Genomic DNA, 26,807 nt, shown 5'->3' with positions numbered 1-26,807 from the left:
CGGGCGAAGGGGTGAACGAGTGAAAAGACAGAAGGGTTTTGTCACCCCTTCACCGCGTCACCCGTTCACCTCTTCATCCCAGAAATAGCGGCTTCAGGTGCCGGTCGTAGAGGTTCAGGGTCACGTTCTTCGAAATCTCTTCCTCGCATGTCTTCAGCATGTTCAGATAGCGGTCGCCCATCTGGGCAGCGACCTTGAAGCCGACGTGCAGCAGTTGCCGGAAGTGCGGGTTGAAGGCCGGGTGCGTCGGGACGTGTTGCAGAGCCGCGACGAACTGCTCCGGCCCCCAGTCGCCGACCCGCTCCAGCGTCGGCAACTTCGTCTCGTCGATGTCGATGACCGTGGCGTAGGGGGCGCACAACTCGTCCTTCTTCTTCAGCGCCTTCGCGTAAATCTCCTTCGCCAACTCCAACCCGTCGCCGTCGGACTCGGCGAGGCCGATGACTTCTTCCAGCCACGTCGTGCCGGCCGTCTTCAGGTGCACCCCGGCGTCGAACTCGTGGATGGCCAACCGCATCGGCAGGTAGATCGTGAACTTGTCGCTGCCCGAGTGGACGCTCAGTTTCAGGTTCGCCGGCAGGCCAAACTCCTTCACCGCGAACGCGATCACGGCCAAGTCTTCGCGGAATTCCTTGTCGAACTGGTGCAGGTCACCGACGTAATCGACGCCCTTGTTGAATCGGCCGGTGAACTTCGGCGCGATCGTCTGCACCGGCACCTTCTCGTCGGCGAGAGCCGCGAGGATGAGCAGCAGTTCCGGCGGCGTCTGCGGGCTGTCGGTTTCGTCCATCGAGACTTCGGTGATGAAGTTCCCCTCGCCCTTCGCGGCCGCGATCTTGCGGTAGATCGCCCCGGCGTCCTGCACGGCCTTCAGGTACTTGCCGGCGATCCGCTCCACGTCGGCCCGCCCGATGGTGAACGGGGCGTCGATGCCGGGGATGGCGACTTGGCCCGTCAGCTTCGCGTGCCGGTCGGCGAACGCTTTCACCGCGGCGGGGTCGGCCGGCTGACCGATGGAGTCGGCCACGTCGATGGTGAAGAAGTCGCACGGCGCGAGGAAGCGGTCCACGGTTTCCAGCCGGATGTGGTCGGCGTCCACGTGGTACGGCTTCTTCCAGCCCAACGCCTTGACGGCGGCGTCGGCGGCCGTGCGGGTGGTGGCCGGTTCGGTGCCGATGATCGTGTGCTCGCGGTTCGACTTGTTCCAGACCGGGATCACGTCCACGCCGTGCGCGGCCGCCATCCGGCAGGCTTCGAGTTGGGCCTTCGCCTGGTGGACGAACCGGTCCCCGACGCCGACAGAGTACTTCGCGAGAGTCAGCATGACATCGAACCCTTCGAGAGAAAGAGTGTGCTCGTTGTATCGGGTGGGGGCGAAAAATCCCCCTGGCGGCCGCGGCGGACACCTTCGGAAAAGTCGTCCGAAGGTGCTAAACTAATCTCGGGATCGGTTGGCGTTCCGAGTTGGAGATAGGTTCATGGCGAAAGACCCTCTGGAACCGACGCGGTGTGCGGTGTTGCTGTCGGCCCTGGCCGCCCCAGAGCGCCTGAAAATCGTCCGGCTCTTGACCGACGGCGAGCGGAACGTCACGCAGATCATCGAAGCCCTGAAAATCCCGCCCCTGAACGTCTCGCACCACCTCACGGTCCTGAAGACGGCCGGCCTCATCACCGGCGAAAAACGCGGTCGGTTCGTGCTCTATTCGCTCACCGACGGCGTACTGAAGGAGATCACCGAGGCCGGCGTCGCGAAGGAGGCGCTGAACCTCGGTTGCTGCCAAATCGTCCTGCCGCCGGAGAAGTAAGACGATCCTATCCCGCCGCCTCGTCGGCGAATGCCTTTCGGCCCCGGACAGGGCCGACAATTTCCTGGCATCCGGTCATTTCGTGTTCACGGGTGGGCCTCCGCTGGCCATTTCACGCCCTTCGCTCGCGCCTGAATGCCGCGTTTTCCACGGGAAATGCCCCCGTCCGCGAACGGCATCGCACGTGCTTATCCGGTCGCCTCCGACCGATTCCTCCCAGTGAGAATGTGCGATGAAGTATCTGCGACCCCTGACCGGGGCCACGGTGTTGACGTTGGCCCTCGCCTTCGGCACCGGCCTGACGACGGCACAGGAGAAAAAAGGCGGCGGCCCGAAGGCGAAGTCGTGGGACGAGGTCGCCGACGCGGCCGTCGGCTACCTGAAAACCACGCAGGCCGAGGACGGCAGTTGGAGCAAGCCGACGCACGTCGGCATCACCGGCGTCGTCCTGCAAGGGCTGTTCAAGAGCGGTAAGGTCACGGCGACCGACCCGATGGCCGCCAAGGGGCTGAAATTCGTCGAGGGGTTCGTGAACGCGAAGGACGGCAGCCTCGCCGGTGAAGGGGACGCCGTCCGGCACAAGTTCTACATGACCGCCACGAACCTGCAAGCATTCAAGGCGTCCGGCGACAAGAAGTACGACCCGACCGTCGCCGCCGCCGCGGCGTACTTCAAGAAGGGGCAAGTCGGAGCCGACGACGCGAAACCGCAGACGGATGTGAACTTCGGCGGCTTCGGCTACGGCCCCGGTGCCCGCGGCGACATCTCCAACACGCACTTCGCGCTCGACGCCCTCGTCGCGGCCGGCACGCCGAAGGACGACGTGGCCTTCAAGAAGGCTGTCGTGTTCGTCAGCCGGATGCAGAACTTGAAGGGCGAGTTCAACGACCAACCCTGGGCCGACAAGATCAACGACGGCAGTTTCATCTACGTGGCCGGCACCGGCGACGCGGCCCGGCCCGGCTACGGCAGCATGACCTACGCCGGCCTCAAGTGCCTCGCCCTCTGCGGCGTGAGCAAGGACGATCCGCGGCACAAGAAAGCGATGGAGTGGATCGCCAAGAACTACTCGGTGGACATCAACCCCGGCCGCCAGGAAGGGGCCGGCGGGCAGGGCTACTACTACTATCTCGTGTCGATGGCCCGCTGCTTCACCACGCTCGGCCTCGATGAAGTGACCGACGCCAACGGCAAGGTTCACGACTGGCGGGCCGAGATCACCCGCGCTCTGGCCAACCGCCAGAAGCGCGACGGTAGTTGGAGCAGTGACTTCCCCGTCTGGATGGAAAGCGATCCCAACCTCGACGTCGGCTACGCCCTCATCGCCCTCAGCTACACGAAGCCGAAGGCGAAGTGACATCCCGATGACACTCCGTTCCCGAAGCCGCGGTTAATGTCCGCGGTTTCGGGAACGCTGCCCCGCCCGAAAACCTCTCACACCTGTTGATTCCCCACCCTTGCTGAAAGGAAGATCTCATGGCGATTCGCATCCGCCGCGGGTTCACGCTGATCGAGCTACTCGTCGTCATCGCCATCATTGCCATCCTCATCGGCCTGCTCCTGCCGGCCGTCCAGAAGGTCCGCGAGGCCGCCGCCCGCGCCAAGTGCAGCAACAACCTGAAGCAGATCGGCCTCGCCGTCCACGGGTTCCACGACGCGCAGCAGACGGTCCCGAACATGAGCTTCTGCGGCGGGGGCATCGATGACACCAACCCGGGCATGCAGAACATCTGGTTCCGCTTCCGCCACTACCCGGTGGCCTTCGAACTGCTGCCGTACGTCGAGCAAGGCAACGTGCAAAAGCAGTTCTACCTCCCGGTCGGCGGGAACTCCGCCACCGCCAATCCGAACGGCGGCCTGACCAACCTCCAGATCACGACCCAAACCGGCCCCTTGAGCGTCTTCCTCTGCCCGTCGGCACCGCCGCCCATCAGCCCGGTGTTCGCCGACTACGCGAGCTACGGGTACTGCCGCGGCAACAGCACCTACCGCGACGGCCCCGTGGCTGGCGACATCTTCAAACCCGGGGCGGCGACGAACGGGGCCACGCCCTCCGACGGGCTGTTCATCTCGAAGATGGACGCCGGCCTGGATTTCGCCGCCGGTCAGGCACTGGCGACCGCGCTGGCGGCCAAGCGGGCCGCCGGCGACACCAGCGCGTGGCAGTCCGAGAACTCGTACCGGATCAACTTCGCCAGCGTCACCGACGGGCTGTCCAACACGATCGCCGCCGGGGACATGCACAACATTCTCAAGGGGTACACCACGACGATGGTGAACAGCGTGTCCGTCGGCACCACGGCGGTCGAATCCGGCGGCCCGGTCGCGTGGGGGGGGAGCGGCGGCGACTACTACAGCGAGGGCCGGACCACCGCGCCGATGAACACGATCTCCGGCCCGTACTACGCCCGAACGATCACCGACACGCCCACGTTGAACACGATCCTCACCACGGGTCCGCTTCACGCTTACCGCAGTACGCACACCGGCGGGTGCAACTTCGTGCTCGCCGACGGGAGCACGCGGTTCATCCGCCAGACGATCGACATGACCACTTACCGGGCGCTCGGCAGCCGCAACGGCGGCGAGGTGCTCGGTGACTACTAGTCGAAGCGTCTTGGTCGCCCTGGCCTGTGCGGTCGCGGCCGGGTGCGGCGGGGGGGGCATCTCGGCCCCCCGCACCGCCCCGGTGAGTGGCACCGTGATGTTCAAGGGCAAGCCGGCTGTCGGGGTTACGGTGAAGTTCCACCCCAAGTTCGACATGGGAGCCGTGAAGTTCGTCCCCAACGGGGTGACGAACAAGGAGGGGCAGTTCACGCTGAACACCGCGGCCCCCAACGACGGGGCCCCGCCGGGCGACTACACGGTGACGTTCGAGTTGATGGTGGCGGGGGCCGATAAGGCCGGCCGCGACACCGACATCGACGCCTGGAAGGGCAAGTACGCCGACGTGGCGTCGGGCAAGGCGGTCACGGTCCAGAAGGGCGAGAACCAACTTGAGCCGTTCAAACTCGATTAGTCGAACCGCCGTCGTGGTGCTGCTCCTTGCTCTGGCGGGTTGCGGAGATGGAGGCCCGTCGCGACTGACGACGTACCCAGTCGAGGGCCGGCTGCTCATCAACGGGCAGCCGGCCGCGGACGCGCAAATCGCGTTCCACTCCCAGGGCCGGTCCTTGGGAGTGTTTCCGGTCGCCAATACGGCCGCCGACGGTTCGTTCCGTCTGACCACTTACACCCACGGTGACGGCGCGCCGGTCGGCGACTACGTCGTCACGGTCTTCTGGCTGAACACGTCGGTCCCGTTCGACCCGTGCGGCGACATGACCATTCACGACCGCCTCAGCGGGTTCTACATGGACCCCGCTGCGAAGCGAATCACGGCGACCGTCGCCCCCGGCCCGAACACGATCACACTTCAGGCCACGGTCGCCAGCAAGGGCTGGTCCACGCCGCGGCGGCACAACTGAGTGGCGAGCGGTTTCATCCACCTTTCTCGTCCGCCCGCGGGCCGGCTTGATACCATATCCCCACTCTCCCGTCACCGGGGACATCGACATGGCCGAGCCGATTGTGATTGCGACGTGGCCGTTCGGGAAACTCGCGGCCGACGAGGCGGGGAAGCAACTCCAGGCCGGCCGCCCGGCGCTCGACGCCGTCATCGCGGGGGCACAGGTCGTCGAGAACGACCTCAGCGTTCGCTCCGTCGGCTTCGGCAGCATCCCCGACCGCATCGGCCGGCTGACACTCGACTCGTGCGTCATGGACGGCCAAACGCTGTCGTGCGGGGCCGTGGCCGGGTTGGAGCACATCCGTAGTGCGGCCGCCGTCGCCCGCCGGGTGATGGAGAAGACGCCGCACATCTTGCTCGTCGGCGAAGGGGCGAAGTGGTTCGCCCTGCAACAAGGCTTTCCGCTGGAGATGCCGCACACGGCCGAGGCGATTCAGGAGTGGTTCAAGAACCACCCGGACAAGGCGAAGAAGGCCCCCGGCGAGAAGACGCAGATTAACAGCCCGGACGACTTCCGGGCCGACGCCATGCCGATCGGCGAGAACAACCACGACACCGTGACCGTGATCGGCCTGGACAAGACCGGCCACCTCGGCGGCGTCTGCACCACTTCCGGGCTGGCGTACAAACTGCCCGGCCGGGTGGGCGATTCGCCGATCATCGGGGCCGGCCTCTACGTGGACGATCAAGCCGGGGCGGCCGGCGCGACCGGCGTCGGCGAAGAGATCATCCGCATCGGCGGCAGCCTGTTCATCGTCGAGCAGATGCGCGGCGGCAAGACGCCGCAAGAGGCGTGCGAGCTGGCGTGCAAACGTGTCCACGCCGCCGCCGCCCGCCGGGGCGTCCACACCGCGAGCGTTGCCTTCCTGGCGATGAGCCCGAAGGGCGACATCGGGGCCGCCTGCACGCCGCGGACAAACTTCCAGTACGCCGTCGGCAAGGCCGGCAAGGTCGAGATGGTGACGGCGAAGGAAGTCCCCGCGACGATGTGATCGCCTGAGGGCGGCAGGCTTCCTCCACGGGTTGCGCTTCGCTCCACCCGTGGCTACACTCCGCGGCCCCATCCGGGGCCGAAAACCAAAGACTAAAACGCCACCATGACACGCCGACTCTTCGCCTCGCTCCTATTCCTACTAACCTTCGCTGCCGCACTCCCGGCCGCCGACTCTGCGAAAGCCGAGAACGTCGTCGTCGTCACGCTCGACGGCTTCCGCTGGCAGGACTTCTTCGAAGGGGCCGACGAAACCCTCGTCGACGACAAGCTCGGCGGCGCGAAGGACGGACCCGGGTTGAAGAAGCGATACTGGCGTGACACGACGGCCGCCCGCCGCGAGGCGCTGATGCCGTTCTTCTGGGGCACCATCGCCAAGCAGGGCCAAATCTTCGGCAACTCGACCCGCAAGTCGCTCGCCACCAGCACTAACGGCCTCAAGTTCTCCTACCCCGGCTACAGCGAACTCTTCTGCGGCGTGGCCGACCCGCGGATCAACTCGAACGGCAAGCGCGAGAACCCGAACCTCTCCGTGTTCGAGTATCTCAACAAGCGGCCCGGCTTCCAGGGCAAGGTCGAGGTCGTCGGCACCTGGGACGTTTTCGACTCGATCTTCCGCACACAGACGAGCGGCGTACCGGTCCACGTCGGGTGGAAGCCGATCAAGGCCGAGAAACTGACCGACCGCGAGAAGACCTTGAACGAGGCGATGGAGATGTTGCCCCGCTACTGGCCGGACAACGCCTACGACGTCTTCACCTTCGGCGCGGCCCACTCGGCGATCGAGCGGCGGAAGCCCCGCGTGCTGTACATCGCCCTGGGCGAGACGGACGAGTGGGCGCACGGCCGGCGGTACGACCTGTATCTGGACGCCGCCCACAAGGCGGACAAGTTCCTGGCCGAGTTCTGGGCGGACCTGCAACGCGACCCGCAGTACAAGGACAAGACCGCGCTGCTCATTACGACCGACCACGGCCGCGGCAAGACCCGCGTGGACTGGACCGACCACGGCAAGGGCGTGACGGGGGCGGAGTTCATTTGGATGGCCGCGATGGGCGTCGGCGTGCCGGCCGCCGGCGAGCGGGAAGGCGTTCTCACGACGCAGAATCAGATCGCTGCGACTGTGGCCAGCCTGGTGGGCGAAGACTTCCTCACGGCTAGCCCCGAGGCCGCGAAGCCGCTGGCGTTCGCCGTCACCACTGCCACGACCGGAGTGAAGATGCCCGAAATCATCGGCCACCGCGGGGCGTCCTTCGACGCGCCGGAGAACACCGTCGCGGCCATGAAGCTCGCCTGGGAGCAGAATGCCGACGCCTCGGAGTTGGACACCTATCTGACGAAGGACGGCAAGGCGGTCGTCATCCACGACGCCACCACGAAGCGGGTCGCCGGCGTGGATCTCAAGGTCGCCGACCACACCCTCGCCGAGTTACACGCCCTTGACGTGGGCAAGTGGAAGGGGGAGAAGTTCACGGGCGAGAAGTTGCCCACGCTTGAGGAAATGCTCGCCACCGTCGCCCCCGGCAAGAAGGTGTACGTCGAGGTGAAGTGCGGCCCCGAGATCGTGCCCGAGTTGGACCGCTTGCTGAAGGCATCGGGCCTGAAGCCGGAGCAGACGCCGGTGATCGCCTTCAACGCCAACGTGATCGCGGCCGTCAAAAAGGCCCGCCCGGACGTGCCGGCCTACTGGCTCGCGAGTTTGAAGCCGGCGAAGGGCAAGCAACCGCCCACCGCCGAGGAACTGATCGAGAAAGCGAAGTCGGTGAACGCCGACGGCTTGGACCTGTCGGGCGAAGAGAGCCTGGACGCCACGTTCGCCAAGAAGGTGAAGGACGCCGGGCTGAAGCTGTACGTGTGGACGGTCAACGATGCTGCCGTGGCGAAACGTCTGGCCCCCTACGTCGAGGGCATCACCACCGATCGCCCGGCGTGGCTGCGGAACCAGTTGAAGTAGGCCATCCCGTCAAACGAAAGAAGGGCGGTTCGAGGAACCGCCCTTCCCACTTTTTGCCGATCCCACTTACCGATGACCCCGGTAGCCGCGATAGCCACCCCGGTAGCCGCCGTAGTAGTTCCCGCCGTAGTAGCGCGGGCCGACGAACGCGCTCCCGTAGTAGGGGCGGTAATACGACGAGCCGTAGTAGGGACTGTAGCCCGTACCGATGTTGAACGAGAAGCCGCTGTTGTAGCCGTAGTTGTACCCGTAGGTCGAGGGATAATAGCCCCCGTTGTAGCCGCTGTTGTAATACCCACTGTACGGCGTTGCGAAGCCGGCCGTGATGATCTGAGCGTCACTCTTGCCGCTGGTGGCCACAAAGGCCGTGAGTGCCAGAACACCGGCCAGGATGGTGCGTTTCATGATGTCACCTCTTGTTGAATTGTGGAGTCGTGTTGGCGAAGGAGGGACGGACAACTCGCCAACGAAGAATTTTTAACGCTTAGAATCTCTGCAATCGGGATGCCATTTCTGTTCCAGGAAAATCGGCGAGCCTCAGGTTGCTGACAATTCTTCGCAGATCGTCGCAAGTCTTTTCACTCCTTGCATCTGTTGGAACAACTCGGGGCATAGGATGGAACGCCCCTCTTGACAGAATGTTTAGAATGCCGATAAAGTTACTCTGTACTCACGGGAGTCGAGGCATCTATGTCTCAGGATCGGATGTCGAACGAAGCCATTGCCCTGGCTTCTCAACAACTTGCGGGCGCTTCACCCCAGGACGTGCTCCGGTGGGCGGTGAAGCAGTTCCACCCTCGCCTCCTCATGGCCACGGCCTTCGGAGCGGAAGGGTGTTGCATTCTGCACATGCTGGCCGAAATCGAACCGGCGGTTACGGTCATTAACCTCGACACCGGCTACCAGTTCCAGGAAACCCTGGACTTGCGTGAACGGATCAAGGACCGTTACGGCATCGAGGTGGTTTACATCCGGCCAGAGCTAACCGTCGCGCAGTACGAGGCCGAGCACGGCGGGCCACTCTACACCGGCCGCCCGGACCAGTGCTGCTACGACCGCAAGGTGCTGCCACTGCGGAAGGCAATGGCCCACTACAACCCTCTCGCCTGGATTTCGGCCATCCGCAAGGACCAGACCGAGAACCGGGCCGCGAACGCGAGCGTGGTGCAGTGGGACGCGAAGTTCAACGTCGTGAAGGTGAACCCGCTGCTCAACTGGACGAAGAAGGACGTCTGGGGCTTCATCGCCAAGAATGACGTGCCGTACAACCCGTTGCACGACCAGGACTACCCGAGTATCGGCTGCTGGCCGTGCACGCGGGCGGTGTCGGCCGGCGAGGACGAGCGGGCCGGCCGGTGGGCGGGCAAGGTCAAGAAAGAGTGCGGCCTGCACGTGATCGAAGTCAAAGACGGGGCGGGCATCTAACCATGCAGTTTTCCGCGAAAGCCGAGTACGCCTGCCTGGCCATGCTGGAACTTGCCGTCCGGTTCGGCGACCCGCGGCCGGTGCGGCTCGTGGACATCACCGAAACCCACGGCATCCCGCAGCGGTTCCTCGTGCAGATTTTGCTCCAACTCAAGGGTGCGGGCCTCGTGTCCAGCACCCGCGGGGCGGCCGGCGGCTACCACCTCGCCCGCTCGCCGGAACAGATCACGCTGGCGAACATCCTCGACGTGATCGACCGGGCCGAGCCGTCCACCAACGGCAACCGGCCGACCGGCCGCACCGACGGCAGTGCGTCGCAACTGGCCGTCGCCCTCCGCGACGTGTGGGCGAAGATCATGCAGAGTCGGCAGGAGATTCTGGAGAACACGACCCTCGCCGCACTGGCCCAAGCGGGGCAAGGCTTGCAATACGTGATCTGATTCTGTGTATGCGTCTAAACCCGGTAACTCATCCCGGACTCTATGCTGCGGTCGTAAACCACGCGGATGATGACCTGCCTCGGTTGGTCTACGCAGACTGGCTCGAGGAGAACGGCGAGCCACTTCGCGCGGAGTACATCCGCCTTCAATGCCGGCAAGCCTCCGACCCGCACGGGGACGACTTTGCGGACATGGAGGAGCGTCTCCTCGAACTCAGTCTCGGCTGCACCGGCAAGTTCCCCGCGCTACCGGAAGGGCTGACGTACCTCAATCACACCGACCGCGGGTTCGAGGAATTCATCCAGATCGATAAGGATCAGGTTCCGGCCGCCCCGCCGCTGCTCTGGAGGTCGCGGTCCGAACGTGTGCCGCCCGCGGCCTGTTCCTGTTCGACCACTCCGTCGAGCAACTGACCGCCTTACTGGCCGGCCCGGCCACCCGTCAGTTGCGGGAATTGTATTATGCGGCGTATGAGTCGGAGGAATCCCGACCGCCCGCGCACCGCCGGGGGGACGACCTCGTCCGGGCGGTCATCGGGGCCGGGGAGACCGCAGGCCTGGGGAAGTTGACCCTCAACTCGTCGGCCACTGCGGACGGGTTCGCGCGGCTGGCCCGCGGCGACTTCCCCCGGCTGATCGAATGCGCGCCGCCGACGAGTTGGACGAATGACGCCGCCTGGCTCGCCCTGTGGGGGGCAGAATGGATTCGCGGGCTGAAGCGGCTGCGGGTGACAGTGCCCGTCCGCCACCACGCGGACCAAGTGTTCGGTCTGTTGAACGAAATGCCGCGGCTGGAGGCGTTCGAGTTCGACCAGACGTTCGACACGCGGCAACCCGGCCTGCTGCCCGGCGGCCACCCCACGTTACGAAGCCTGACCGTGCGGGGCACGCCGTCGGTCGGATCGGCGAAGAAGCTGGCCCGCTCCCACTTCCCGAACTTGATCCGCGCCGACATCCGGATACGCGGGGAAGGTGTTCCGCACCTGACATCGCTCGAATGGCTGCCTCAACTGCTCGAATGCAGCTTGTTCGACGCCGAAGTGACGAGGCATGTCTTGTCCCGTCCGCCGGCACCAGACGCGACCCGACGTCTGCGAAAGTTCACGGTCGATGCGGCCGTGTTAAACCCGGAAACGATGTCCGTCCTGGTCGACGCGAACCGATGGCCGTCGCTGACAACCTTGAATCTGATTAACACCATCGGACCGCCGGGATGGGCCGGGTCGGACTGGCTCGCGGCCATGCGGTTGCCCCGGTTGCGGCACCTGTGCATCAACGGGTCGGCCAAGCTCACACCCGCCCTCGCGAGTCTGACCGACAACACGGCCTTTGCACAACTCCGGCATCTGCAACTGGCCGGCGTCGCCTTGACCGACGCCGAACTCGCCCGACTGGTGACGGCCGCACACATGCAGGGGCTGGTCGCCCTCGACCTCAAGGCGACCAACGCCGCGGCCCTGACCGGACGCCGGTTGGAAGACCCGTCAGTGCTGCCGGGCTTGATTTGGTGCGATCTGCGAGGGACACGGTTATCTGAGGGCGAGATCGAGCGGTTGAGATTCTCTCGCCCGAAAGTGCTTTTTCTCCACGAGGATCAGCGGGATTAAAACCTCACGGCCGCCGCTCGGCCGTCACTTCCCTGCGTGACCGTTGCCGTTCACCGTCGCCAGCCCGAAGCCCACGAGCCGCGATTTGCCGCCGGATGCCAGGTCGGCCCGGTTCTCGCGGTACACCCGCTTCGCCCGGTCCCAGTCCCACGTCTGCGTTTCCAGGTAGTGGACGATCAACAGGTTCTTCAACTCGTCCAGTTCCGCGAAGCTGAAGCCGTCCGAGTCGGCCACGATCGACTCGACGCCGATCGTGGCGCGAATCTCGGCGTCCCAGCGTTCCACCAACCGGCGGCGCAGGTCGGCGTTCGGTTTCGGAAACGGCAGCGTCAGGTCGATGCGGCCGGGCCGACGGAAGGCGGGGTCGATTAGCTTGATGTCGCAGTTCGTTGTGAACACGTACACCACGGCCTCGTTGCCGCTGATGCCGTCGAGGCACGTCAGGAACACCGACTGGTCGTCGGTCTCCTTCACCGTGTCACGGTCCCGCAGGGCGATGTCCAGGTCGTCGAAGAAGACCACGCCCTGCTTCGACACCTTGAACAGTTCCCGCACCGCCTCGCCCGGGTCGTCGTCGCGGCGGGCGGATGCGTAGTCGTCGGCCGTCACCAGGCGATAGTCCCAGTTCCGCCGCACGCACTCCTGGTAAATCCACCGGCACGCGCTCGTCTTGCCGTTGCCCGGCGGGCCGGTCAGCAACAGGCCGCGTTTCGCCCGGCCGCCGAACCGGCGGATCTGCGCGAGGTTCTTCGGTTCGAGGTAGCCGATGGTGTTTTGCCAGAGCTTGTCCTGCACGTCGGCGGCCATCACCGGCGGCAGGTTGGGAGGGGCGGCGTCGCGGCGGAGTTTCTTCGCGAGGCGGTAGAGGCGGGTGTAGTCGGAGCGGTCGCAGACGAGGAAGTCGTAGCCGCTGCCGTACTCCTTGATGGCGCAGCCGACGTAGCTGCGGACGAAGGTGATGCCGGACAGGTGGTAGAGACGGAGGCCGAAGTTCATCCCCGGCCAGGTCTTTCGGAAGTCGGGGTCCCAGTCGCGAATGAACACCCCGTCGAGCGGCACGAATCGGCCGCGGTTGGCCTTCTTGAGCAGGTAGTGCTCGAAGTCGTCAGCGTCGAACGCGACCGGGTCGCGGAACCCGGCGGCCTGGGCCGCGGCGGTGACGAGGAGCCGGTGGTCGGCCGTGAAATCCGAGAGCGGCGGCATGGGTTGCCTCTAGTGCGAGTTGGGCCAAGGGACACCGCCGAGGTCAGTGGGTTCGCTGGCGTAGACGCGATTTCGGTGATCGTCGTACACTAACAACGGTTATTCCGGCACGGAGAGCAACATGGCCCGCTTCGATTACAGCGTCCTCGAAACCGCCCCGAAGGTGCCCGGCCGGCCGCGGCACAAGACCCGCGTGGTGCAGGTCGGCGGCGTCGGCATCGGCGGCGACGAGCCCGTCCGCGTACAGTCGATGACCACCACCGACACCTACGACGTGGAAGGCACGATCAAGCAGATTCTCGCACTCGAAGAGGCCGGGTGCGAACTCGTGCGGGTGACTGTGCCGAAGCCGGAGGACGCGGGGGCGTTGTCGAAGATCAAGGAGCGGATCAACATCCCCCTTATCTGCGACATTCACTTCGACTACAAGATGGCCCTGGCCGCCCTCGACCACCCGGTGGATAAGATTCGCCTGAACCCCGGCAACATCGGCACGGAAGAACGCTTCCGGCAGGTGGTGCGGAAGGCGAAGGACAAGGGGCTGCCCATCCGCATCGGCGTGAACGCGGGATCGCTGGAAAAGGAACTGATCGAGAAGTACGGCTTCCCGTGCCCGCCGGCGATCGTGGAGAGCGCTCTGCGGTCGATCGAGATTTGCGAGAGCGAAGGCTTCCGCGACATCATCGTGTCGCTGAAATCGAGCGACGTGCTGGTGGCTGTCGAGTCGTACCGGCTGTTCGCGAAGTTGGCCGACTACCCAACGCACATCGGCATCACGGAAGCCGGCAAGCCGCCCTACGCGGTGACGAAGAGTGCGGCCGGCCTCGCCCCGATCCTGCTCGACGGCATCGGCGACACGATCCGCATTTCGCTGCTCGGCGACCCGGTGCCGGAGATCGCGGCCGCGTTCGACATTCTGCAAGCCACGCAACGCCGCGTCCGCCGCCCGGAATTGATCGCCTGCCCAACGTGCGGGCGGTTGGCCATCGACCTGGAGAAGATCATCGCGGAACTCGAAGTGCGGCTGAACGGCAAGCGGCTGCCGGTGAAGATCAGCGTGCTGGGGTGCGTGGTGAACGGCCCCGGCGAGGCCCGCGAGGCGGACATCGGCATCGCGGCCGGCAACGGCCAGGGGATGATCTTCCGCAACGGCGAGATGGTCCGCCGGGTGAAGGAAGAGGAGATCGTCGACGCGCTCATGGTCGAACTCGCCGACTGGGAGAAGACCAACCAACATCGGCTGCCCAAGGAGAAGGACGCCGAGGGGTTGGGCCGGCGAAAACTGCCGGTCGTGAGCGCGTGAGTCCGAAAGCCCCGGCACGATCGTGCCGGGGCTTTCGGGTCACTTCTTTTCGGCCTCTTGTTTCACGTATTCCTTGAACGCGCCGACGTTGTACGAGATGAACATGAAGGCCGCGTGGAGTGCCTGATACGTCTCGTCCTCCGGGTCGTCGGCGTAGTCTTTCCGCAGGGCGTACAGGCGGGCCAGCAGTTGGTCGGCGTTCAAGGTCATAGGGCATTTCCTCGGCAGGACAATGAAAAAGGGCCACGGCGATCATTCGCCAGTGGCCCTGAGTGGAGGCACCGGGACACAGCACGAAGCCGGAGTGGTCCGCTAAACGAATTCTTGTAAGTCTCGGGAATCTAGTGCCTTACGACAAGATATCGTTGTCTCTCCGACAGGGCCAGTAGCAATTGAATTCGGATACGCTCGCCCCGCTCAAAATCGCCTTTGGCCAAGAATGATCCGAAGCTGCAATCACCAAATCGCCGGGTTGCAATCCGATAACAGTTCCTTCGCCTTGCCTCGATCAAGTCTTGTTCCTGAAGAACTTGCCCTCCCCGTTGCATCGCCGGCCGCGGCGTGGGAAGATGGCGGGAATTTTTTTGCCCTTCGCGGGTCGGTAGAGGTATGGCTTCCCCGTCGGACCTGGTTGAGCGATTCTCATGCGGTTCCCTGACGTACCCCGCATCGCCCGATGGGGGCCGCTCTTCACAGTCCTTTACCTTCTCGGCTTTGTCGGATACGTCGGCTGCTTCGCCCGCCACTTCTGCCAGTGCGGGCATAGGGAGCACCCGCCATACACGTTCTGGGACGATGCGATTGATGTCTGCTGGGTGGCGCTTTTCTTCTGTGCGTCATCAGTCGCCATCATGAGGTGGGGGCCGATAAATGGTTCCCTGTGGGCCACGTTGCTGATTGCGCTGATCGTCTCCCGCTTTGAGTTCGCAGGCACGATGGGGCTATCGCTGATATGTTGCGAGATACCAGCATCGATCGCCTTGTTGATGTGGTCTTGTTGGGCCGCCTTCGGCAATGACGACTCACCTGTAACGAACACCAATCCCTAGCCAGCGACCGCCTCGGTGTACAAGCCTTCGATTCGCTAGACAAAGCCCCACGCAGTTGACATTTGTTCATTTCGAGCTTACTCTTCGCTGACACTCGACTGTCACTTCGGGCGAGGTCGGCGAGGGCTTCACCATGTCGGCGGCGAAACCACCATCCCCCACACTGTTCCTTCGGGCGGCCGAGTTGCGGGTCCGCGGGTCGTCGTGGGACGCCATCGCGAAGGACGTCGGCCGGGCCGAGAAAACCGTCCGCGAGTGGGTGCGGACGTACCCCCGCGAGTGGCGGAAGGCGGTCCGCGACGCGGAGGGGCAGGTGGCCCAAGAGGCCACGGCCGAATCGGTGCTGACGCTGCGGCGGCAGTTGCGGTCCGACGACGAGAAGACCAGCCGGGAGGCGGCCGCGGCGCTCATCAAGTTCGCCGCCCTCAAACAGAAGCCGCGGACGCGGGCGAAGCCGACGCGCGGGCCAAAGGTGCCGCCGCCGGTCGCGGCGCTGGCCGAGTTCGTGGGAGGATTGACCGATGAAGAAGTCACGACCCTGCTCCGCGAACTCCGACGAGTTCCGCCCGCGGATGGAACTGATGCTGGCCCTGCAACACCAGATCGCGGCGAGCCGGCGCGGGCCGAATGAGTTCATCGAGTTCTGCTTCACCGACCCCGTCGGCCGGGCGATCCAACAAGCCCCGTTCCATCGCGACCTGCAACTCTTCCTGACGGCCCACCGCAAAGCCCTGATCGAACTGCCCCGCGACCACGGCAAGAGCACACAAGTCTGCGGCCGCATCCTCTGGGAACTCGGCCACCGACCGAACCTGCGGGTGAAACTCGTCTGCTCGACGGACGCACTCGCGGCCGAGCGGACGCGGTTCCTTCGCGACGCGATCAAGGCCAACCGATACTTGCGAATGGTCTTCCCGTACCTCCTGCCGGCGCAGCCGTGGGCCGCCGATGCCTTCACGGTCGAGCGGCCGGCGGACGTGATCGGGCCGAGCGTGGCCGCCTTCGGCGTCGGGTCGGGTTCGACCGGCGCGCGGGCCGACTTGCTGGTGTGCGATGACGTGGTCGATGTGGCCGCCGTCGCGAGCAAGGCCGAGCGGGACAAGGTGACGGGCTTCTTCCACGACAACCTGCTAAACCTGCTGGAACCCGACGGCCGATTCTGGGGGCTGTTCACACCGTGGCGTGAACAGAAGAACTGTCACAATAGACAAACTCGCATCGTTAAACACGAGACTTGGCTTTCGGCCCTGATTTCAAGGCGAAATGAACATTCAACCGCCCGAGTACTTCCCGCAAGGCTTCCGACTTGGCCGTGCCATCTGCGGTCTTCATGCGGTCGCTGATGCTGCCGAGAGAAAGTTTCAATTGGTCGATGGCAGCGATACGTTGTCGGATGTCCGCTGTCCATCGCTCGAAAATTTGCCCTTCTAGATCGGCTATGTCTGTTTCGAGGCGGTCGCACATCTTCTTCAAAATGGGTGCCTGCGGCCCGCTGGCGGTCGCCCACTTCTCTGTAATGCTGACGTGTTCGGCCTTCTTGGTCGCCAGTTCCTCCTTGATGCGATTGTCGCGGCTGAAGAAGAACTCAGCCTGCGCGTGCCTCACTTCCTCTCGGTCGCGGGATGCTTCTCGGATCGTCTCTATCAAGAGCCGGTCTTCGTCGAGAGGTAGGCCGAACCGCACCGCCAACGGCACAAGTTCTTCTTCCATTTTCAGCCACTTGTCACGGTAGAACCCGAGTTCGGTGTCGATCTTGGCTTCCAGCTTGGCGACGGTTTCCCTATCGCCGTCTTTCAACTTGGCGAACAGATCGCGGAAGTGTTCGGCCACCTGCTTCTCTAGCACCTCAGCACGGACGCTGTTGAACTGGCAAGTCGGTGTGGCCCCGATGCTGACTTCTCGTTTGCGGACGCCACAAATGAGGTACGGGTGCCCACCGACGTGCCGTGCGTGCATCTGCTGTCCGCAGTGGCCGCAGAACGCGAACCGCCGCAGCCACAAGTCGGCGTGACGGGGGGCGATTGTCTTCGTCCGCTCCAACGCGGTCAACTTGGCCGTGGACTTGTCGAACGCTTTCCGCTCGATGAGTGGTTCGTGGGTGTTGGGTATCACGATCCACTTCGATACGTCACGCTTGTACTTGGTGTGCTTGTCCTTGTAGGCATGGTGAACCTCCCGCCCGTTCTCACTCGCGGCGAATCGCCCGTGTTTGCGGCGGTTGTAAACGACCGAACCGGCATACACCTCGTTCGCCAGAATCCCCCGGACTGTATGGGCTTTCCAGAGGTCGCCGTAATGCCGGTGCCCGCTGCCGTTCAACCGCTTGCACACGGTCAGGATGGAAAGGTCGAACCGCGTCCACAAGTCGAACATGGTCTTGATGGCGTCAATCCTCGTGGTGTCACGGGACGGCACAAGAATCACGCGGTCGGAGCGGGCCTTAACAGGGTGACTGTTCTTGTCACCGAAGAAGTTCCTGTGGGTGCCGTCGGGCATGTGGGCGACCCGCTTACCGGGTGTCAGATAGTGGAGAGTCCAGAGGAGTTCCCCGGTCGCGGTCACGCACTTCTTGTCGTACCCATACGGCACGGCTCCTCCCATGAAACTGTGGGCCTTTTGCAGTTGGCTGGCCTTCCCCGTAATGCTGCGACTGCCCTTCTTCTGTTGTTCAATTCGGGATGCCTCGGCCTTGAAGAACAACTTGATGATGGTGGCCTGATCCTTCGCGGTAAGGTCGCCTTCGTCGGGTTCGATGCTGTACAGGATGACGCCCGACTTGTTCAACACCCGCCGATAGTGGCCCGCTTCGTCAGTGTCTTCCATGCCGAAGCGGTCAAAAGATGCTACCAGAATCGTTTTGAACCTCTTCGCTTGTGCGTCTTTGATGAGTCGTTGGAAATTGGGCCGCTTGTCCGAAAGGTCGCGTGATCCCGTGTCCTCATAGCGGTACAGGTCTGGGACGGTGATCGTGTTCGATGCGCACCAGTCAGACAAGAGTTTGCGTTGGCGGTCGAGGTCAGACTTACTGTCGGAACGTCGAACGTACCAAGCAAACGGGCCGATGAAAGTGTCCATGCGACAGTTCCTATGGGTGCGGTCGTTGTCAGAATAACGAAGTGTGTGGGAGAAACAACGGGCCAAGGGGAACTCGGCCCGTTGTGAACGAGATTATGCTGCGGCCAGTGCTGGCCGCGTCATCGCCTGAACGAGTAGTTTCACGGCGGTTTCCACATCGAGTTCAGGAAGGTCGAGCGCGTCACTGAGGTCGAGGCACGCCCGCTTGATCGCCATCGTGGTCTGCGGCCACGCCGACACGATCTGCTCCACTTTCGCGTCGATGTCGTCGATGATGTGGGCGTGATCCTCGGCATCTGGCCCGAAGTCCTCCTCCTGCTCCACTGGCTCTGGTGTGACTGACGTGGTGGTCGCCGACAGCGGTGTGGTCGTCGCGGCCAATGGTGTCTCTACCACCTCGGCCTCTTCCGCGTCGTCGGCGTCGTCGATGATGCCGAGGATGCGATACACCTCTTGGAGTTGTTTGCCCCGCACCTCTTCGAACGGCAGTCCCGCCACCTTTCGGTAACGGCCAATCGTCGTTGCCGACATGCGGGGCAGGTTCGCCTTCTGCCACTTTCCCCACTGGCCGTGCTTGCACTTCGCCTTGGCGATGATGAAGATCCGGCCCAGCTTCCACGCGATTTCGGCTGTCTCTTCCAAGAGCAACTTGGCTTGCTGGCCGAGTTGTTCGAGGGTCCACTGTTCGCTCGGGATATCGTTGATGGTCATGGTCGTCTCCGTTAGGTTTTGCCGGTCCACCGTGGCCCGGTGCAGAACTTATACGGCAGACAATCGAACGACGTAAGTGGCTGCTTGCAAGGCGATTACAGTCGTGTAAAACGACAAACAAGACTTTACAGAAGTGTCAAACGGGGTGCCTTGTGGACGACAAAAAGGCCGAGGAATTGCGGGTGGCGTGGTCGTTCGCCGTGGCGTGGTCCAAGACGATAGCCGGGGCGTGTCAGGTCAATGGGAGTACCGATCCCGCGACGTGGACGACGGCCCGCGCCAACCGGGTCGTGGCCGAGTTGAAAACCGCCGCACAATCACTGGTGCAGGTGTGCCGGGTGTTGGAGCAGAAGTTCCCGACCACGAACGAGATGTCGGCTGAGGACATGTTGTTCCTTGCCAACCTCGGCGTGCCGGTGAAGACTATCGCGGAGCAGGCCGACGTGTCTCGGCCCACCGTGTACTCGATGATTCGAGAGATTTACCCGCCGTTCGGTGATCCCTCTTATTCCGAGGAGTGAGAATCGTTTTCGGTATAACGATCTACCGATCTACTTGATTCGAAGTTCAAATTATTATTGTCGATCTGAAGTGAAGAAGTATATCGTATGAGACAGCGAGGTGGTCCCAGAAAAAATGAAGGTGTTCAACCGAGGAGAGAAGGATGAAGAATCTTTCGATACTGGCTTGCACGTTCGGCATGATAATGTTTGGGACTACAGTTCGAACCGAAGATAAGCCGAAGGCGCTGGAGGATTTAACGACGACGTTCAGGCAATTAGATCAGGACGCTGAATTCAAATCAAAGGTAAAAATGGGGTACTTGTTTAGCGGGTCAACTCGTTGGGTCTCGTTCGCCGATCGGTTACTCGGATAGCCGTCTCTGCCATTTGATGCCCTTTACTAGCAGGCGTGTCTTGATGGCCTCGTCCCAAACCACGGTGAAGCCGGCCGTCTCCAAGGCTCGCTTGATCCGTCGGCCTATTTCGATGCCTTTCTCGTCGTCGCCGCGGATATCGCCATAGGTAAGATGAAGATCACCGTTCTCCATGACCCGCTCCAGATCCTGACCGTGGTAGAAGCAGTAGCCGCCGATGCCCGACTGCTCACCACCAGCCTCGTGGTAGAACTGAGTCACATCGTCTAGGCCGTTGTCCTGGGTATAGCCCGCGTTCTGCAACGCCAGAATGCCTTGCTGCTCCAACAACTCAAAGACTTGATCCAAGCGGTCACAGTCAGTGATGGCTGGCCAGGCCAGCTCGTCCGCACGCTTCTTGCGGAACTCCTCTTCGATGCGAGCTCGGAGCCAGCCGTGATCAAGCTCACCCGGGCTGAGCACAGCCTCGTCGATCATCTCGACGATCCCGTCGGCATCGTAAAAACCCGACCACACGAATTGGCGGACGGATTCAACCGCGACTGCTTCCTTATCCATTCCGGCTCCGCTTCGCTCCTGGTTCTTCTTGGCCGCCACGCACGTACCAACGGCTCTCCCGTTGGTCACCTGTTGGCGACTAATGGACACGACTTCCTTCTCTCCCGCTCACGCATTCTTTCTCCGGCAATCGCATCTGGCCTTCCTCCGTTTCCGGTGCTCGTTCATCACCCGAACAGCGGCGGGCGTGTCAGGAGCCGGTTGCCGAACCAGCGTAACGTCTGGCTGATGTGGTCCACGACCGAGAGCGTCTGGCGGCGGCACGTCTCGAACACGGACATCAGTACGCCCTGCGCCTGCGCACCTGCCGCCGTCCGGTTCCCACCCCAGACCTTACGATTCACTACCGCCGGGCGGATCGCCTGCTCGGCCTTCCAGTTCGTCGGCTCGATCCGCGGGTCGAACACGAACGCGAACCACTGCTCGAAGTGGTTCCGCAGGTGCCGCGCCAGAGTAGCGTACTCCGGCACCGCCCGCGGTCGGCGCACCAGATCCAGCAGGCGGTCGTCGAACGACACCCGATGCGCGTCGAGTTGGTTGTCGGTCCACGTCCCCGGCACGTACCCGTTCCGCCAGTGGATCGCCTCGGTGAACAGCGCGATCACCTGCCGCGGGAAGCGAACGGCCCCGCGGGTGGCGGTCGCCAGCAGGTCGCGGGCGCGGCGGAGCACGTGGGCCACACATTGCTGATGGATCGCCCCCTCGAACCGCTCGTAGGAGGCGAACCCGTCGTGGCTCAAGACACCCGACCAGTCCGCTCCGATCACCCGCTCCAGGGCGTCGGCACTGCGCTTCGAGTCGATGCCGTACGCGGTGGCACGGTCACCGACCCAGGCGTGGAGCCAGGCCGGGTGCCCTCCGACCCGCCACCCCGTCTCGTCCGCCGCGATCTGCTCGGACGACCGCACGTCGTCGAGGATCAGCGTGTAGTCCGGTTCGAGCCGGGCCGCGGCCCGCAGGTCGATCCGGGCGCTGGCCCCGCGGGTCAGGGTGATGCCGAACAGGGTCCGGAAGGCCGACGCGACCTTCCCGTGCGACAGGCCCATCTGGGTGTGCAGGACCGCGGCCGCGGCCTGGGCGTCGGGGCCGACCTGGCTGGCGGCCGCACCCAGGGCGTCGGATGTCTGGAGCGGGTGCCGGCCCTGGGTGCGCTTGCCGCACCCCTCGCAGTGTCCGACGTGGACGCGGAACTTGCGGATCAGCGGCGTGCGGGGGATCTCGGTCTGATACTGGTCGGCGGTGCCGGTCTCGACGAGGCGGCCCCGACAGTGGGGGCAGGCGTCGGGCAGGTGCGCCTCGTGGCACTCGGCGACCTGCTCGGGCGGGGGCGGCGGACGGTGGCCGTGAGTGCCGTGGGCGTCGCCCGACTTGCGGCCGGGCGGCTTTGGGTCGGGCTTCGGCGGCCCCTTGCGGAACGGGGCGGCCTGTCGCTTGCCGGCGCGGACGGCCTCCTCCAGCTTCCGGGTCAACTCGGCGACCTGGGCTTCGAGTTCGGCGACACGCTTGAGGAGATCCCGACAGCGGGGACACGCAGGCTCGTCCATGCCGCGATACTACCAGATCAGCCCGCGTTCGACTGCCCTGGGGCCGGATGGGGCGCTAAACAAGTACACTTTTAAGTAATAGTAATAGAAGGGACTTTCCCTTTTTGGGGAATTGTACTTTAGGAAGAGTAACGCTAAGCTACTGTCCCGTTTCCAATTCCCCAAAGGGTAGACAACTGGTGTCTCTGCCTGTTTATGGCCCCGGCAGTGAGAGATACGCCTGTTCACAGATGTTGTTTGAAGACATCAGAGGACTAACGAGTTTCCTGCGCTTTACTGACTGGTTTTTGGCTAAGACTGTGAAGTCCTTTTTCCCCGCCCCATTCTAAGTCTGGGGCAAACGCGACTGGCAACTACTGCCCTTTTGGGGTCAGTAGCCGTGTCTTGTGTTGCCACAAGACAAGCGTAAATGCTCGGTCCCTATAAAGACATTCCAAGCGGGATTACCACAAGGAAGCTGTTGCCATCCATCAGGCAACCCGTTCTTCAGTAAAAACTGCGGCCAAGCCGCAGAACCATGTCTTTGCGCTGAACAAGTAGGAAGACACCAGCAAAACTGAGCCGAGGTGCCTTACCAAACGTAACCGGGAAGTACGTGTAAATTGTAACTGTGTCTGTATTGTAGTCAGATGATCGCAAAAACTCAACGCGAACTTTAGGTGAAAAACTTCGGGCGATTCGACTACATAATCGTGGAACCCTCTAGTTCCATGTCTGCCCCGCCGGGTCTGGTCCATGTCTCGGCGGGGTTAAGTTTCTCCAAAACGCGCACCCGCCCGCAGGACTTGTGGTTCTGCGGGCGGGTGTGTTTTGCCGCTGTTGAGATTGTGGTTTTGGGTCTTAAAGATTAAGATGACCCCGTGACGAACATTATTCGCCACGGAATGGAGTCTGAACTATCGGTAGGAAGCCAATAGATGAAAGGGCAATGACGCCCGCCGAGCGCCAGAGGAAAAGTCGAGACAAATACAGAGAACTGCACAAGCCGAAAAGTCGCAAAGAAGAGTTCTTCCGCAAGATCGTGGACTTGATCAACCTGTATTCCTTGCTGATGCCGCCTGATGACTTGTACGACGCCGTGAATGAAGTTGAAAAGAAGGTCCACGGCGGGAGTAAGCCCGGCTGGAGTTATGCACTTTGGCTGCGGACCAGTTACAATCAGAAACATCTTGAAGAAGTAGCTGAACTCAAGAGGCAGCGTGAACTCAACCCCCTGACCAATGAAGAAAAGGGGGAGATGCTTTACAAGCTGTTAGAGGCGTTGCACCCGCAATCGTGACGAACATTATTCGTCACGATTAGATCGCCCACAACTTGTCAGCGTCATATCTCGCCCCCGCCCGCTGCCAATGAGTATTCCCCCGCCGTCCTCGGTCTTGTTCGACATGGACATGCTTTTTCAATCCTTCTGCGATCCAACGCGGTGACGACTGGTTCCCCACGAACACCTTGGCCCCGGCAATGACTCGGGCAAGATCCAGAAGAGTCGGCGTCTCGTGGTAAGGAACCGCGCCGAACTCCTTTTCGAACGCGGCATGTTCTTCACGACTACCCACGAAAACCACCTTGTCCTTGTACTCCCGCACGATCTTCTTCCACGGGAACCACCGGCTGTGGTATCGAGGTGATCGGTGGACAATCACGTCGGCAACATGGTTCGGTTCGTCCACCGTCAGCCACGGGGTTTCGCGGTCGGGGTGTCCAGTGTTCATGAACTCGGCCTGCTGGTCGGTCAGATTTAGCCCTTGTTTCCAGTGGTCCCGCCACCCGTCCGCGATGACGCCCACCGGGTCGCCGAACGTGACACTCCGAACATATGGCTGCAACAGGAACAAGGACTTGATCCGCTCCACCTTGTACGCACACTCGGAGAAGATCTGGCTGGCGTTCTCCTTGCTGGCTGCGCTGCACAGGGTCAGGCTTGAGGGTGAATCGGAGCAGAACAGTTCGAACGTGGCGACAATGGCCGTGAGAAGTGTTTTGCCGTTCTTCTTACTCGCGTGCAGGTTCGCCATGCGGAACCGTCTGGCCCCGGTCGGGTGTCGCCACCCCCAGAGGCTTTGCAGCAGGCGTTTCTGCCATTCCAGTAAGCTGAACTTGCCCCGAATGTACTGGCTGCGAAAGCAGGTGTTGGCGAACTTCACGATGGAGTTCGCCTTGCTCTGGTCCCAATAATACCCTTGTGCAAGTGCGAGTCGGTCGGCTTCGGTCCTGATGGCCCAATCGGGTGGTGCTGATTTCACCCACTAGATAGGGCAGGGCGAACGCATCTAATCCTCAAGGAATCCCTGTAAGACCTGCAACAGGTAGCCCTCATCAAGGGCGGCTTTGAACCGCTTCCCTTTGATGCTGCCTTTGCCCGGGTCTTGCTTGAGGAGCGAGGCCGCCACCCGTCGCACCAACCCGAGGTTGGTTCCGGCGTGCCCGGCCGCCGTCTTGTTCGCGTCCTCTCTGAACGCCACGTCCAGGCACCAGTGCAACTCGTTCTCCACCGCCCAGTGCCGGCGGATCAATCGCCCCAGCTCGGCCGCAGTCCCCTTCAAGCTCGTGATGTAGTAATGGGCGGTGTCGGTACGTTTCCCCTTCACCTCGCGCTCCCGACCGACGAGCACCACCGCTGCCACATCCGGCCACTCGGGTGGTAGCCCTGGCGGGTCGTAGATGGCGGTGACGTACCGCTCCTCGTGCCGCCCATGGCCATCCTCGACCGCTTCGTGCCCGTCGTGCTTCACCCCGGCGAAGTCGGTTTCGCACGCCCGGTCGAACACCCCGAACACGGCGTCGTGGAGGGCCGGCTGGTTCCCCTTCACCGACAGCAGGTAGTGTCCACCGTTCTTGCGGATCTGCTTGGCGATCTCCTTCTGGCAGCCGGCCGCGTCGAGCGTCACCAGCGCGCCCTTCAGGTCGAGCACGCGGAGCAGCTCGGGGATGGCGGCGATCTCGTGCGACCCGTCGGCCACGCCTGCTTGCCCGAGGATCAGCCGGTTCTCGGCCGCCCACGCGCTCACGAGGTGGAGGCACCCGCTGAACGTGTTCCGGGGGGCGGACCGGCACGCCTTGCCGTCAATTGCGATGTGCTTCAGCCTGGCCACCTCACACACCGCCGCCATCCACCCGGCCACGCACTCGCCGAACCGATTCGGGTCGAGCCGGGCGAACACCCGGCCGAACGTGTCGTGGCTGGGGATGCCATTCGGCAGGGTCAGGAACTTCCCGAGCCAGTCGCGCTTGGCTTCCCCGAACGCCTCCACCTCCTCCCATGAGTCGGCCCCGCACACCACCGCACACAGCGCGATCACCAGGATGTCGCCCAGGGTGTGCTTCTTCGTCCGGTCCATCCGAGGGTCGGGCAGGTCGGTGAAGTACCGGGCGATCGACACGTCCTTCGTCGGCATGGCAGCCCTCCGTAGCTGCCTCTGGGTGTACCTCCTGACGACCACGCCGCCCACATCCCCGGTGAGGGTGACTACCAGGCCCATGCCCTGGCTTGCCCCGGAGGTTGCTGGCGGCCACACTGAAGTTGACTCTCTCGCCCTCGGCTGGGGCCGGTGAATCGGACGCCGCACGATGACCAAAGAAGAATGGCTGGCCACCCTCGATCCGGAGGCCGTCCTCCAGGCGCTGCCGAGGAATGGCGTTAGCGGCCGTAAGTGGCGGCTCGCCGCCGCTGCCTTCTGCCGGCGGGTGTGGCCGCTCCTGGCGGACGAGCGGAGCCGAGCGGCAGTGGAGGCCGCCGAGCGGTACGCCGACAAGCTGATCTCGTCGGCCGAGGCGATGGAGATTGAGGGGGCGGCGGCCGCCGTCACGGAGCGTGGCTGGCCGGATGGACAGGACGCAGCGAACGACGCCTCCGGGGCCGCCGCCGTGAGCTTGGCGTTGTGGGCACAAGCGGATTACGGGGCGATGATGGCAATGCGGTGGACGGCGGGCAGCATCGGACGGAAGGGTCAGGTCGAGGTCCTGAACTGCATCTTCGGGATTCCGTACCGCCGGCACGCCGTGATCCCCCCGTCCTGGCTCACGTCCACCGTCGTCGCCCTGGCCAATGGCATCTACGCCGACAGGGCGTTCGACCGCCTGCCGGTGCTGGCAGATGCCCTGGAGGAGGCCGGCTGCGATGACCCCGAAGTGTTGAACCATTGCCGCGGTGACGGCGGACACGCTCTGGGCTGCTGGGTCGTCGACCTGGTGCTGAACAAGACCTGAGTGGAGGGACGAAGCACTACCTTTTCAGGCGATTTAGGTGCGTTTGCCCTGCTAGATAGGGTGCCGCATCTCAATTATCGGATTTTCTGGATGCTGGGCTCTGCCCCACCGTGGCACAATTTAAAGTCAAAAACCAAGACGCTGACGCCAGCGGGCCATGAGTGATGGAGGAGAAATATAGGTTGACGCTTGAAGGATAATTATGTCATCTACTTTGCCTGTCTCGTCAAATCTCACCATAAGTTGACTCTCTCGGATCAGCCACATATTGTATCGTTGATAGCGATCACTAAACGGGTTCCAAGTAGATTCATCATTCGAGTAATCTCCGGGGAGGCCGCCAACGATTCTGACAACTTGCTCCTGCGTCATCCCCTTCTTCACCTGTTCAAATCGTTCCTGTGTTGGCCGAATTGGTTGAATCAAATAGAGAATCGCAAAGCCAACAACGGCCATCAGAAATAGACCAAAACTCACCCGAGCTAGCACTCGACGCCTTGACATCTTGAGCAACTCCATCCTGACCAACTCAAAAGTATCGTCAGCGTATTC

General features: G+C 63.1%; 28 protein-coding genes and 2 pseudogenes. 19 read left to right on the top strand and 11 right to left on the bottom strand.

The genetic code is table 11. The features are described from left to right. Positions 1–73 precede the first annotated feature (73 nt). Positions 74–1,324 (bottom strand): tagaturonate epimerase family protein, encoded by a 1,251-nt coding sequence (locus PX52LOC_RS13555; RefSeq protein WP_149110600.1) that lies wholly within the window; start codon positions 1,322–1,324, stop codon positions 74–76. Positions 1,325–1,478: 154 nt separating this feature from the next. Here PX52LOC_RS13555 and PX52LOC_RS13550 point away from each other — a divergent pair, with 154 nt between their 5' ends. From PX52LOC_RS13550 to PX52LOC_RS13520, 7 genes are all read left to right on the top strand, one after another. Then, complete coding sequence (locus PX52LOC_RS13550) at positions 1,479–1,805, top strand: ArsR/SmtB family transcription factor (protein ID WP_149110599.1); 327 nt, start codon at positions 1,479–1,481, stop codon at positions 1,803–1,805. 232 nt (positions 1,806–2,037) lie between these two features. Then, complete coding sequence (locus PX52LOC_RS13545) at positions 2,038–3,162, top strand: prenyltransferase/squalene oxidase repeat-containing protein (protein WP_149110598.1); 1,125 nt, start codon at positions 2,038–2,040, stop codon at positions 3,160–3,162. A gap of 119 nt (positions 3,163–3,281) precedes the next feature. Next, positions 3,282–4,412, top strand: a complete 1,131-nt coding sequence (locus tag PX52LOC_RS13540) for a DUF1559 domain-containing protein (RefSeq protein WP_149110597.1) — start codon at positions 3,282–3,284, stop codon at positions 4,410–4,412. Continuing rightward, a complete protein-coding gene (locus tag PX52LOC_RS13535; protein WP_149110596.1) occupies positions 4,402–4,824 on the top strand; it encodes a peptidase associated/transthyretin-like domain-containing protein in 423 nt (140 codons plus the stop codon). Before PX52LOC_RS13540 ends, PX52LOC_RS13535 begins: the two co-directional genes overlap by 11 nt. After that, a complete protein-coding gene (locus PX52LOC_RS13530; protein ID WP_149110595.1) occupies positions 4,802–5,272 on the top strand; it encodes a hypothetical protein in 471 nt (156 codons plus the stop codon). The genes PX52LOC_RS13535 and PX52LOC_RS13530 overlap by 23 nt, the downstream gene beginning before the upstream one ends. Positions 5,273–5,360: 88 nt before the next feature. Further along, on the top strand, positions 5,361–6,305 hold the full coding sequence (locus PX52LOC_RS13525; RefSeq protein WP_149110594.1) for a N(4)-(beta-N-acetylglucosaminyl)-L-asparaginase: 945 nt from the start codon (positions 5,361–5,363) through the stop codon (positions 6,303–6,305). A gap of 105 nt (positions 6,306–6,410) precedes the next feature. Then, positions 6,411–8,258, top strand: coding sequence for a glycerophosphodiester phosphodiesterase family protein (locus PX52LOC_RS13520; RefSeq protein ID WP_149110593.1), 1,848 nt, complete (start codon positions 6,411–6,413; stop codon positions 8,256–8,258). A 66-nt stretch (positions 8,259–8,324) separates the two neighbouring features. Here PX52LOC_RS13520 and PX52LOC_RS13515 read toward each other — a convergent pair whose 3' ends face one another. Beyond that, positions 8,325–8,663 (bottom strand): hypothetical protein, encoded by a 339-nt coding sequence (locus PX52LOC_RS13515; protein WP_149110592.1) that lies wholly within the window; start codon positions 8,661–8,663, stop codon positions 8,325–8,327. A 285-nt stretch (positions 8,664–8,948) separates the two neighbouring features. Here PX52LOC_RS13515 and PX52LOC_RS13510 point away from each other — a divergent pair, with 285 nt between their 5' ends. The 5 genes and pseudogenes from PX52LOC_RS13510 (at position 8,949) to PX52LOC_RS13495 (ending at position 11,729) form a co-directional block, all read left to right on the top strand. Further along, positions 8,949–9,683: a phosphoadenylyl-sulfate reductase gene (locus PX52LOC_RS13510; RefSeq protein WP_149110591.1), complete on the top strand. Its 735-nt coding sequence runs from the start codon at positions 8,949–8,951 to the stop codon at positions 9,681–9,683. A 2-nt stretch (positions 9,684–9,685) separates the two neighbouring features. Further along, a complete protein-coding gene (locus tag PX52LOC_RS13505) occupies positions 9,686–10,123 on the top strand; it encodes an RrF2 family transcriptional regulator (RefSeq protein WP_149110590.1) in 438 nt (145 codons plus the stop codon). A gap of 8 nt (positions 10,124–10,131) precedes the next feature. Next, a pseudogene (locus tag PX52LOC_RS43855) lies at positions 10,132–10,272 on the top strand (TIGR02996 domain-containing protein); the annotation flags it as partial. Positions 10,273–10,314: 42 nt separating this feature from the next. After that, entirely contained in the window at positions 10,315–10,536 is a 222-nt protein-coding gene (locus PX52LOC_RS42500; RefSeq protein WP_246173721.1) for a hypothetical protein, read from the top strand. A gap of 32 nt (positions 10,537–10,568) precedes the next feature. Next, positions 10,569–11,729 (top strand): hypothetical protein, encoded by a 1,161-nt coding sequence (locus PX52LOC_RS13495; protein ID WP_149110588.1) that lies wholly within the window; start codon positions 10,569–10,571, stop codon positions 11,727–11,729. A 24-nt stretch (positions 11,730–11,753) separates the two neighbouring features. Here PX52LOC_RS13495 and PX52LOC_RS13490 read toward each other — a convergent pair whose 3' ends face one another. Then, entirely contained in the window at positions 11,754–12,932 is a 1,179-nt protein-coding gene (locus PX52LOC_RS13490) for an AAA family ATPase (protein WP_149110587.1), read from the bottom strand. Between the two features lie 121 nt (positions 12,933–13,053). On the opposite strand from PX52LOC_RS13490, the gene ispG reads away from it, so the two are divergent. After that, positions 13,054–14,235 (top strand): flavodoxin-dependent (E)-4-hydroxy-3-methylbut-2-enyl-diphosphate synthase, encoded by a 1,182-nt coding sequence (gene ispG / locus PX52LOC_RS13485; protein WP_149110586.1) that lies wholly within the window; start codon positions 13,054–13,056, stop codon positions 14,233–14,235. Positions 14,236–14,274: 39 nt separating this feature from the next. Here ispG and PX52LOC_RS40485 read toward each other — a convergent pair whose 3' ends face one another. After that, positions 14,275–14,445 (bottom strand): hypothetical protein, encoded by a 171-nt coding sequence (locus PX52LOC_RS40485; RefSeq protein ID WP_168218977.1) that lies wholly within the window; start codon positions 14,443–14,445, stop codon positions 14,275–14,277. 434 nt (positions 14,446–14,879) lie between these two features. Between PX52LOC_RS40485 and PX52LOC_RS13480 the strand changes: the two genes are divergently transcribed. From PX52LOC_RS13480 to PX52LOC_RS42495, 3 genes are all read left to right on the top strand, one after another. Next, on the top strand, positions 14,880–15,284 hold the full coding sequence (locus PX52LOC_RS13480) for a hypothetical protein (protein ID WP_149110585.1): 405 nt from the start codon (positions 14,880–14,882) through the stop codon (positions 15,282–15,284). A gap of 133 nt (positions 15,285–15,417) precedes the next feature. Then, positions 15,418–15,915, top strand: coding sequence for a hypothetical protein (locus tag PX52LOC_RS13475; protein WP_149110584.1), 498 nt, complete (start codon positions 15,418–15,420; stop codon positions 15,913–15,915). Then, positions 15,806–16,627: a hypothetical protein gene (locus PX52LOC_RS42495; protein ID WP_246173720.1), complete on the top strand. Its 822-nt coding sequence runs from the start codon at positions 15,806–15,808 to the stop codon at positions 16,625–16,627. The genes PX52LOC_RS13475 and PX52LOC_RS42495 overlap by 110 nt, the downstream gene beginning before the upstream one ends. A gap of 484 nt (positions 16,628–17,111) precedes the next feature. Here PX52LOC_RS42495 and PX52LOC_RS42490 read toward each other — a convergent pair. Together PX52LOC_RS42490 and PX52LOC_RS13465 are read right to left on the bottom strand one after the other, a co-directional pair. Beyond that, positions 17,112–18,359, bottom strand: a pseudogene (locus tag PX52LOC_RS42490) (recombinase family protein); the annotation flags it as partial. A 93-nt stretch (positions 18,360–18,452) separates the two neighbouring features. Further along, positions 18,453–19,070, bottom strand: a complete 618-nt coding sequence (locus PX52LOC_RS13465; protein ID WP_149110582.1) for a hypothetical protein — start codon at positions 19,068–19,070, stop codon at positions 18,453–18,455. A 152-nt stretch (positions 19,071–19,222) separates the two neighbouring features. On the opposite strand from PX52LOC_RS13465, the gene PX52LOC_RS13460 reads away from it, so the two are divergent. Then, positions 19,223–19,591, top strand: coding sequence for a hypothetical protein (locus tag PX52LOC_RS13460; protein WP_149110581.1), 369 nt, complete (start codon positions 19,223–19,225; stop codon positions 19,589–19,591). A gap of 344 nt (positions 19,592–19,935) precedes the next feature. Here the strand turns inward: PX52LOC_RS13460 and PX52LOC_RS13455 are convergent, their stop codons facing one another. Beyond that, positions 19,936–20,544 carry a DUF6891 domain-containing protein gene (locus tag PX52LOC_RS13455; protein WP_149110580.1) on the bottom strand — a complete coding sequence of 203 codons (609 nt, stop codon included), beginning with the start codon at positions 20,542–20,544 and terminating at the stop codon, positions 19,936–19,938. Between the two features lie 128 nt (positions 20,545–20,672). Beyond that, positions 20,673–22,049 carry an IS66 family transposase gene (tnpC, locus tag PX52LOC_RS13450; RefSeq protein WP_149110579.1) on the bottom strand — a complete coding sequence of 459 codons (1,377 nt, stop codon included), beginning with the start codon at positions 22,047–22,049 and terminating at the stop codon, positions 20,673–20,675. Positions 22,050–22,977: 928 nt separating this feature from the next. On the opposite strand from tnpC, the gene PX52LOC_RS13445 reads away from it, so the two are divergent. Beyond that, complete coding sequence (locus PX52LOC_RS13445) at positions 22,978–23,328, top strand: hypothetical protein (RefSeq protein WP_149110578.1); 351 nt, start codon at positions 22,978–22,980, stop codon at positions 23,326–23,328. A 19-nt stretch (positions 23,329–23,347) separates the two neighbouring features. Here PX52LOC_RS13445 and PX52LOC_RS13440 read toward each other — a convergent pair whose 3' ends face one another. Beyond that, the gene (locus tag PX52LOC_RS13440) at positions 23,348–24,193 is read right to left on the bottom strand and encodes a terminase large subunit domain-containing protein (RefSeq protein WP_168218976.1); all 846 of its coding nucleotides are present in this window, start codon (positions 24,191–24,193) and stop codon (positions 23,348–23,350) included. Between the two features lie 126 nt (positions 24,194–24,319). Further along, the gene (locus PX52LOC_RS13435) at positions 24,320–25,444 is read right to left on the bottom strand and encodes an ISAs1 family transposase (RefSeq protein ID WP_149108794.1); all 1,125 of its coding nucleotides are present in this window, start codon (positions 25,442–25,444) and stop codon (positions 24,320–24,322) included. 172 nt (positions 25,445–25,616) lie between these two features. On the opposite strand from PX52LOC_RS13435, the gene PX52LOC_RS42485 reads away from it, so the two are divergent. Continuing rightward, complete coding sequence (locus PX52LOC_RS42485; protein ID WP_246173547.1) at positions 25,617–26,255, top strand: hypothetical protein; 639 nt, start codon at positions 25,617–25,619, stop codon at positions 26,253–26,255. 126 nt (positions 26,256–26,381) lie between these two features. Here the strand turns inward: PX52LOC_RS42485 and bamE are convergent, their stop codons facing one another. After that, entirely contained in the window at positions 26,382–26,774 is a 393-nt protein-coding gene (bamE, locus tag PX52LOC_RS13425; RefSeq protein ID WP_149110576.1) for an outer membrane protein assembly factor BamE domain-containing protein, read from the bottom strand. Positions 26,775–26,807: the final 33 nt, after the last annotated feature.

It is taken from the genome of Limnoglobus roseus, from assembly GCF_008254045.1.
Lineage (GTDB): Bacteria > Planctomycetota > Planctomycetia > Gemmatales > Gemmataceae > Limnoglobus > Limnoglobus roseus.
This window is presented reverse-complemented; position numbering and strand designations above follow the sequence as displayed.

Coding starts and splice junctions, on each gene's coding strand:
- PX52LOC_RS13555 (WP_149110600.1), bottom strand. CDS start 1,324: ATGCTGACTCTCGCGAAGTACTCTGTCGGCGTCGGGGACCGGTTCGTC.
- PX52LOC_RS13550 (WP_149110599.1), top strand. CDS start 1,479: ATGGCGAAAGACCCTCTGGAACCGACGCGGTGTGCGGTGTTGCTGTCG.
- PX52LOC_RS13545 (WP_149110598.1), top strand. CDS start 2,038: ATGAAGTATCTGCGACCCCTGACCGGGGCCACGGTGTTGACGTTGGCC.
- PX52LOC_RS13540 (WP_149110597.1), top strand. CDS start 3,282: ATGGCGATTCGCATCCGCCGCGGGTTCACGCTGATCGAGCTACTCGTC.
- PX52LOC_RS13525 (WP_149110594.1), top strand. CDS start 5,361: ATGGCCGAGCCGATTGTGATTGCGACGTGGCCGTTCGGGAAACTCGCG.
- PX52LOC_RS13520 (WP_149110593.1), top strand. CDS start 6,411: ATGACACGCCGACTCTTCGCCTCGCTCCTATTCCTACTAACCTTCGCT.
- PX52LOC_RS13515 (WP_149110592.1), bottom strand. CDS start 8,663: ATGAAACGCACCATCCTGGCCGGTGTTCTGGCACTCACGGCCTTTGTG.
- PX52LOC_RS13510 (WP_149110591.1), top strand. CDS start 8,949: ATGTCTCAGGATCGGATGTCGAACGAAGCCATTGCCCTGGCTTCTCAA.
- PX52LOC_RS13505 (WP_149110590.1), top strand. CDS start 9,686: ATGCAGTTTTCCGCGAAAGCCGAGTACGCCTGCCTGGCCATGCTGGAA.
- PX52LOC_RS42500 (WP_246173721.1), top strand. CDS start 10,315: ATGGAGGAGCGTCTCCTCGAACTCAGTCTCGGCTGCACCGGCAAGTTC.
- PX52LOC_RS13490 (WP_149110587.1), bottom strand. CDS start 12,932: ATGCCGCCGCTCTCGGATTTCACGGCCGACCACCGGCTCCTCGTCACC.
- ispG (WP_149110586.1), top strand. CDS start 13,054: ATGGCCCGCTTCGATTACAGCGTCCTCGAAACCGCCCCGAAGGTGCCC.
- PX52LOC_RS40485 (WP_168218977.1), bottom strand. CDS start 14,445: ATGACCTTGAACGCCGACCAACTGCTGGCCCGCCTGTACGCCCTGCGG.
- PX52LOC_RS13480 (WP_149110585.1), top strand. CDS start 14,880: ATGCGGTTCCCTGACGTACCCCGCATCGCCCGATGGGGGCCGCTCTTC.
- PX52LOC_RS13475 (WP_149110584.1), top strand. CDS start 15,418: ATGTCGGCGGCGAAACCACCATCCCCCACACTGTTCCTTCGGGCGGCC.
- PX52LOC_RS42495 (WP_246173720.1), top strand. CDS start 15,806: ATGAAGAAGTCACGACCCTGCTCCGCGAACTCCGACGAGTTCCGCCCG.
- PX52LOC_RS13465 (WP_149110582.1), bottom strand. CDS start 19,070: ATGACCATCAACGATATCCCGAGCGAACAGTGGACCCTCGAACAACTC.
- tnpC (WP_149110579.1), bottom strand. CDS start 22,049: ATGGACGAGCCTGCGTGTCCCCGCTGTCGGGATCTCCTCAAGCGTGTC.
- PX52LOC_RS13445 (WP_149110578.1), top strand. CDS start 22,978: ATGACGCCCGCCGAGCGCCAGAGGAAAAGTCGAGACAAATACAGAGAA.
- PX52LOC_RS13435 (WP_149108794.1), bottom strand. CDS start 25,444: ATGCCGACGAAGGACGTGTCGATCGCCCGGTACTTCACCGACCTGCCC.
- PX52LOC_RS42485 (WP_246173547.1), top strand. CDS start 25,617: ATGACCAAAGAAGAATGGCTGGCCACCCTCGATCCGGAGGCCGTCCTC.
- bamE (WP_149110576.1), bottom strand. CDS start 26,774: ATGGAGTTGCTCAAGATGTCAAGGCGTCGAGTGCTAGCTCGGGTGAGT.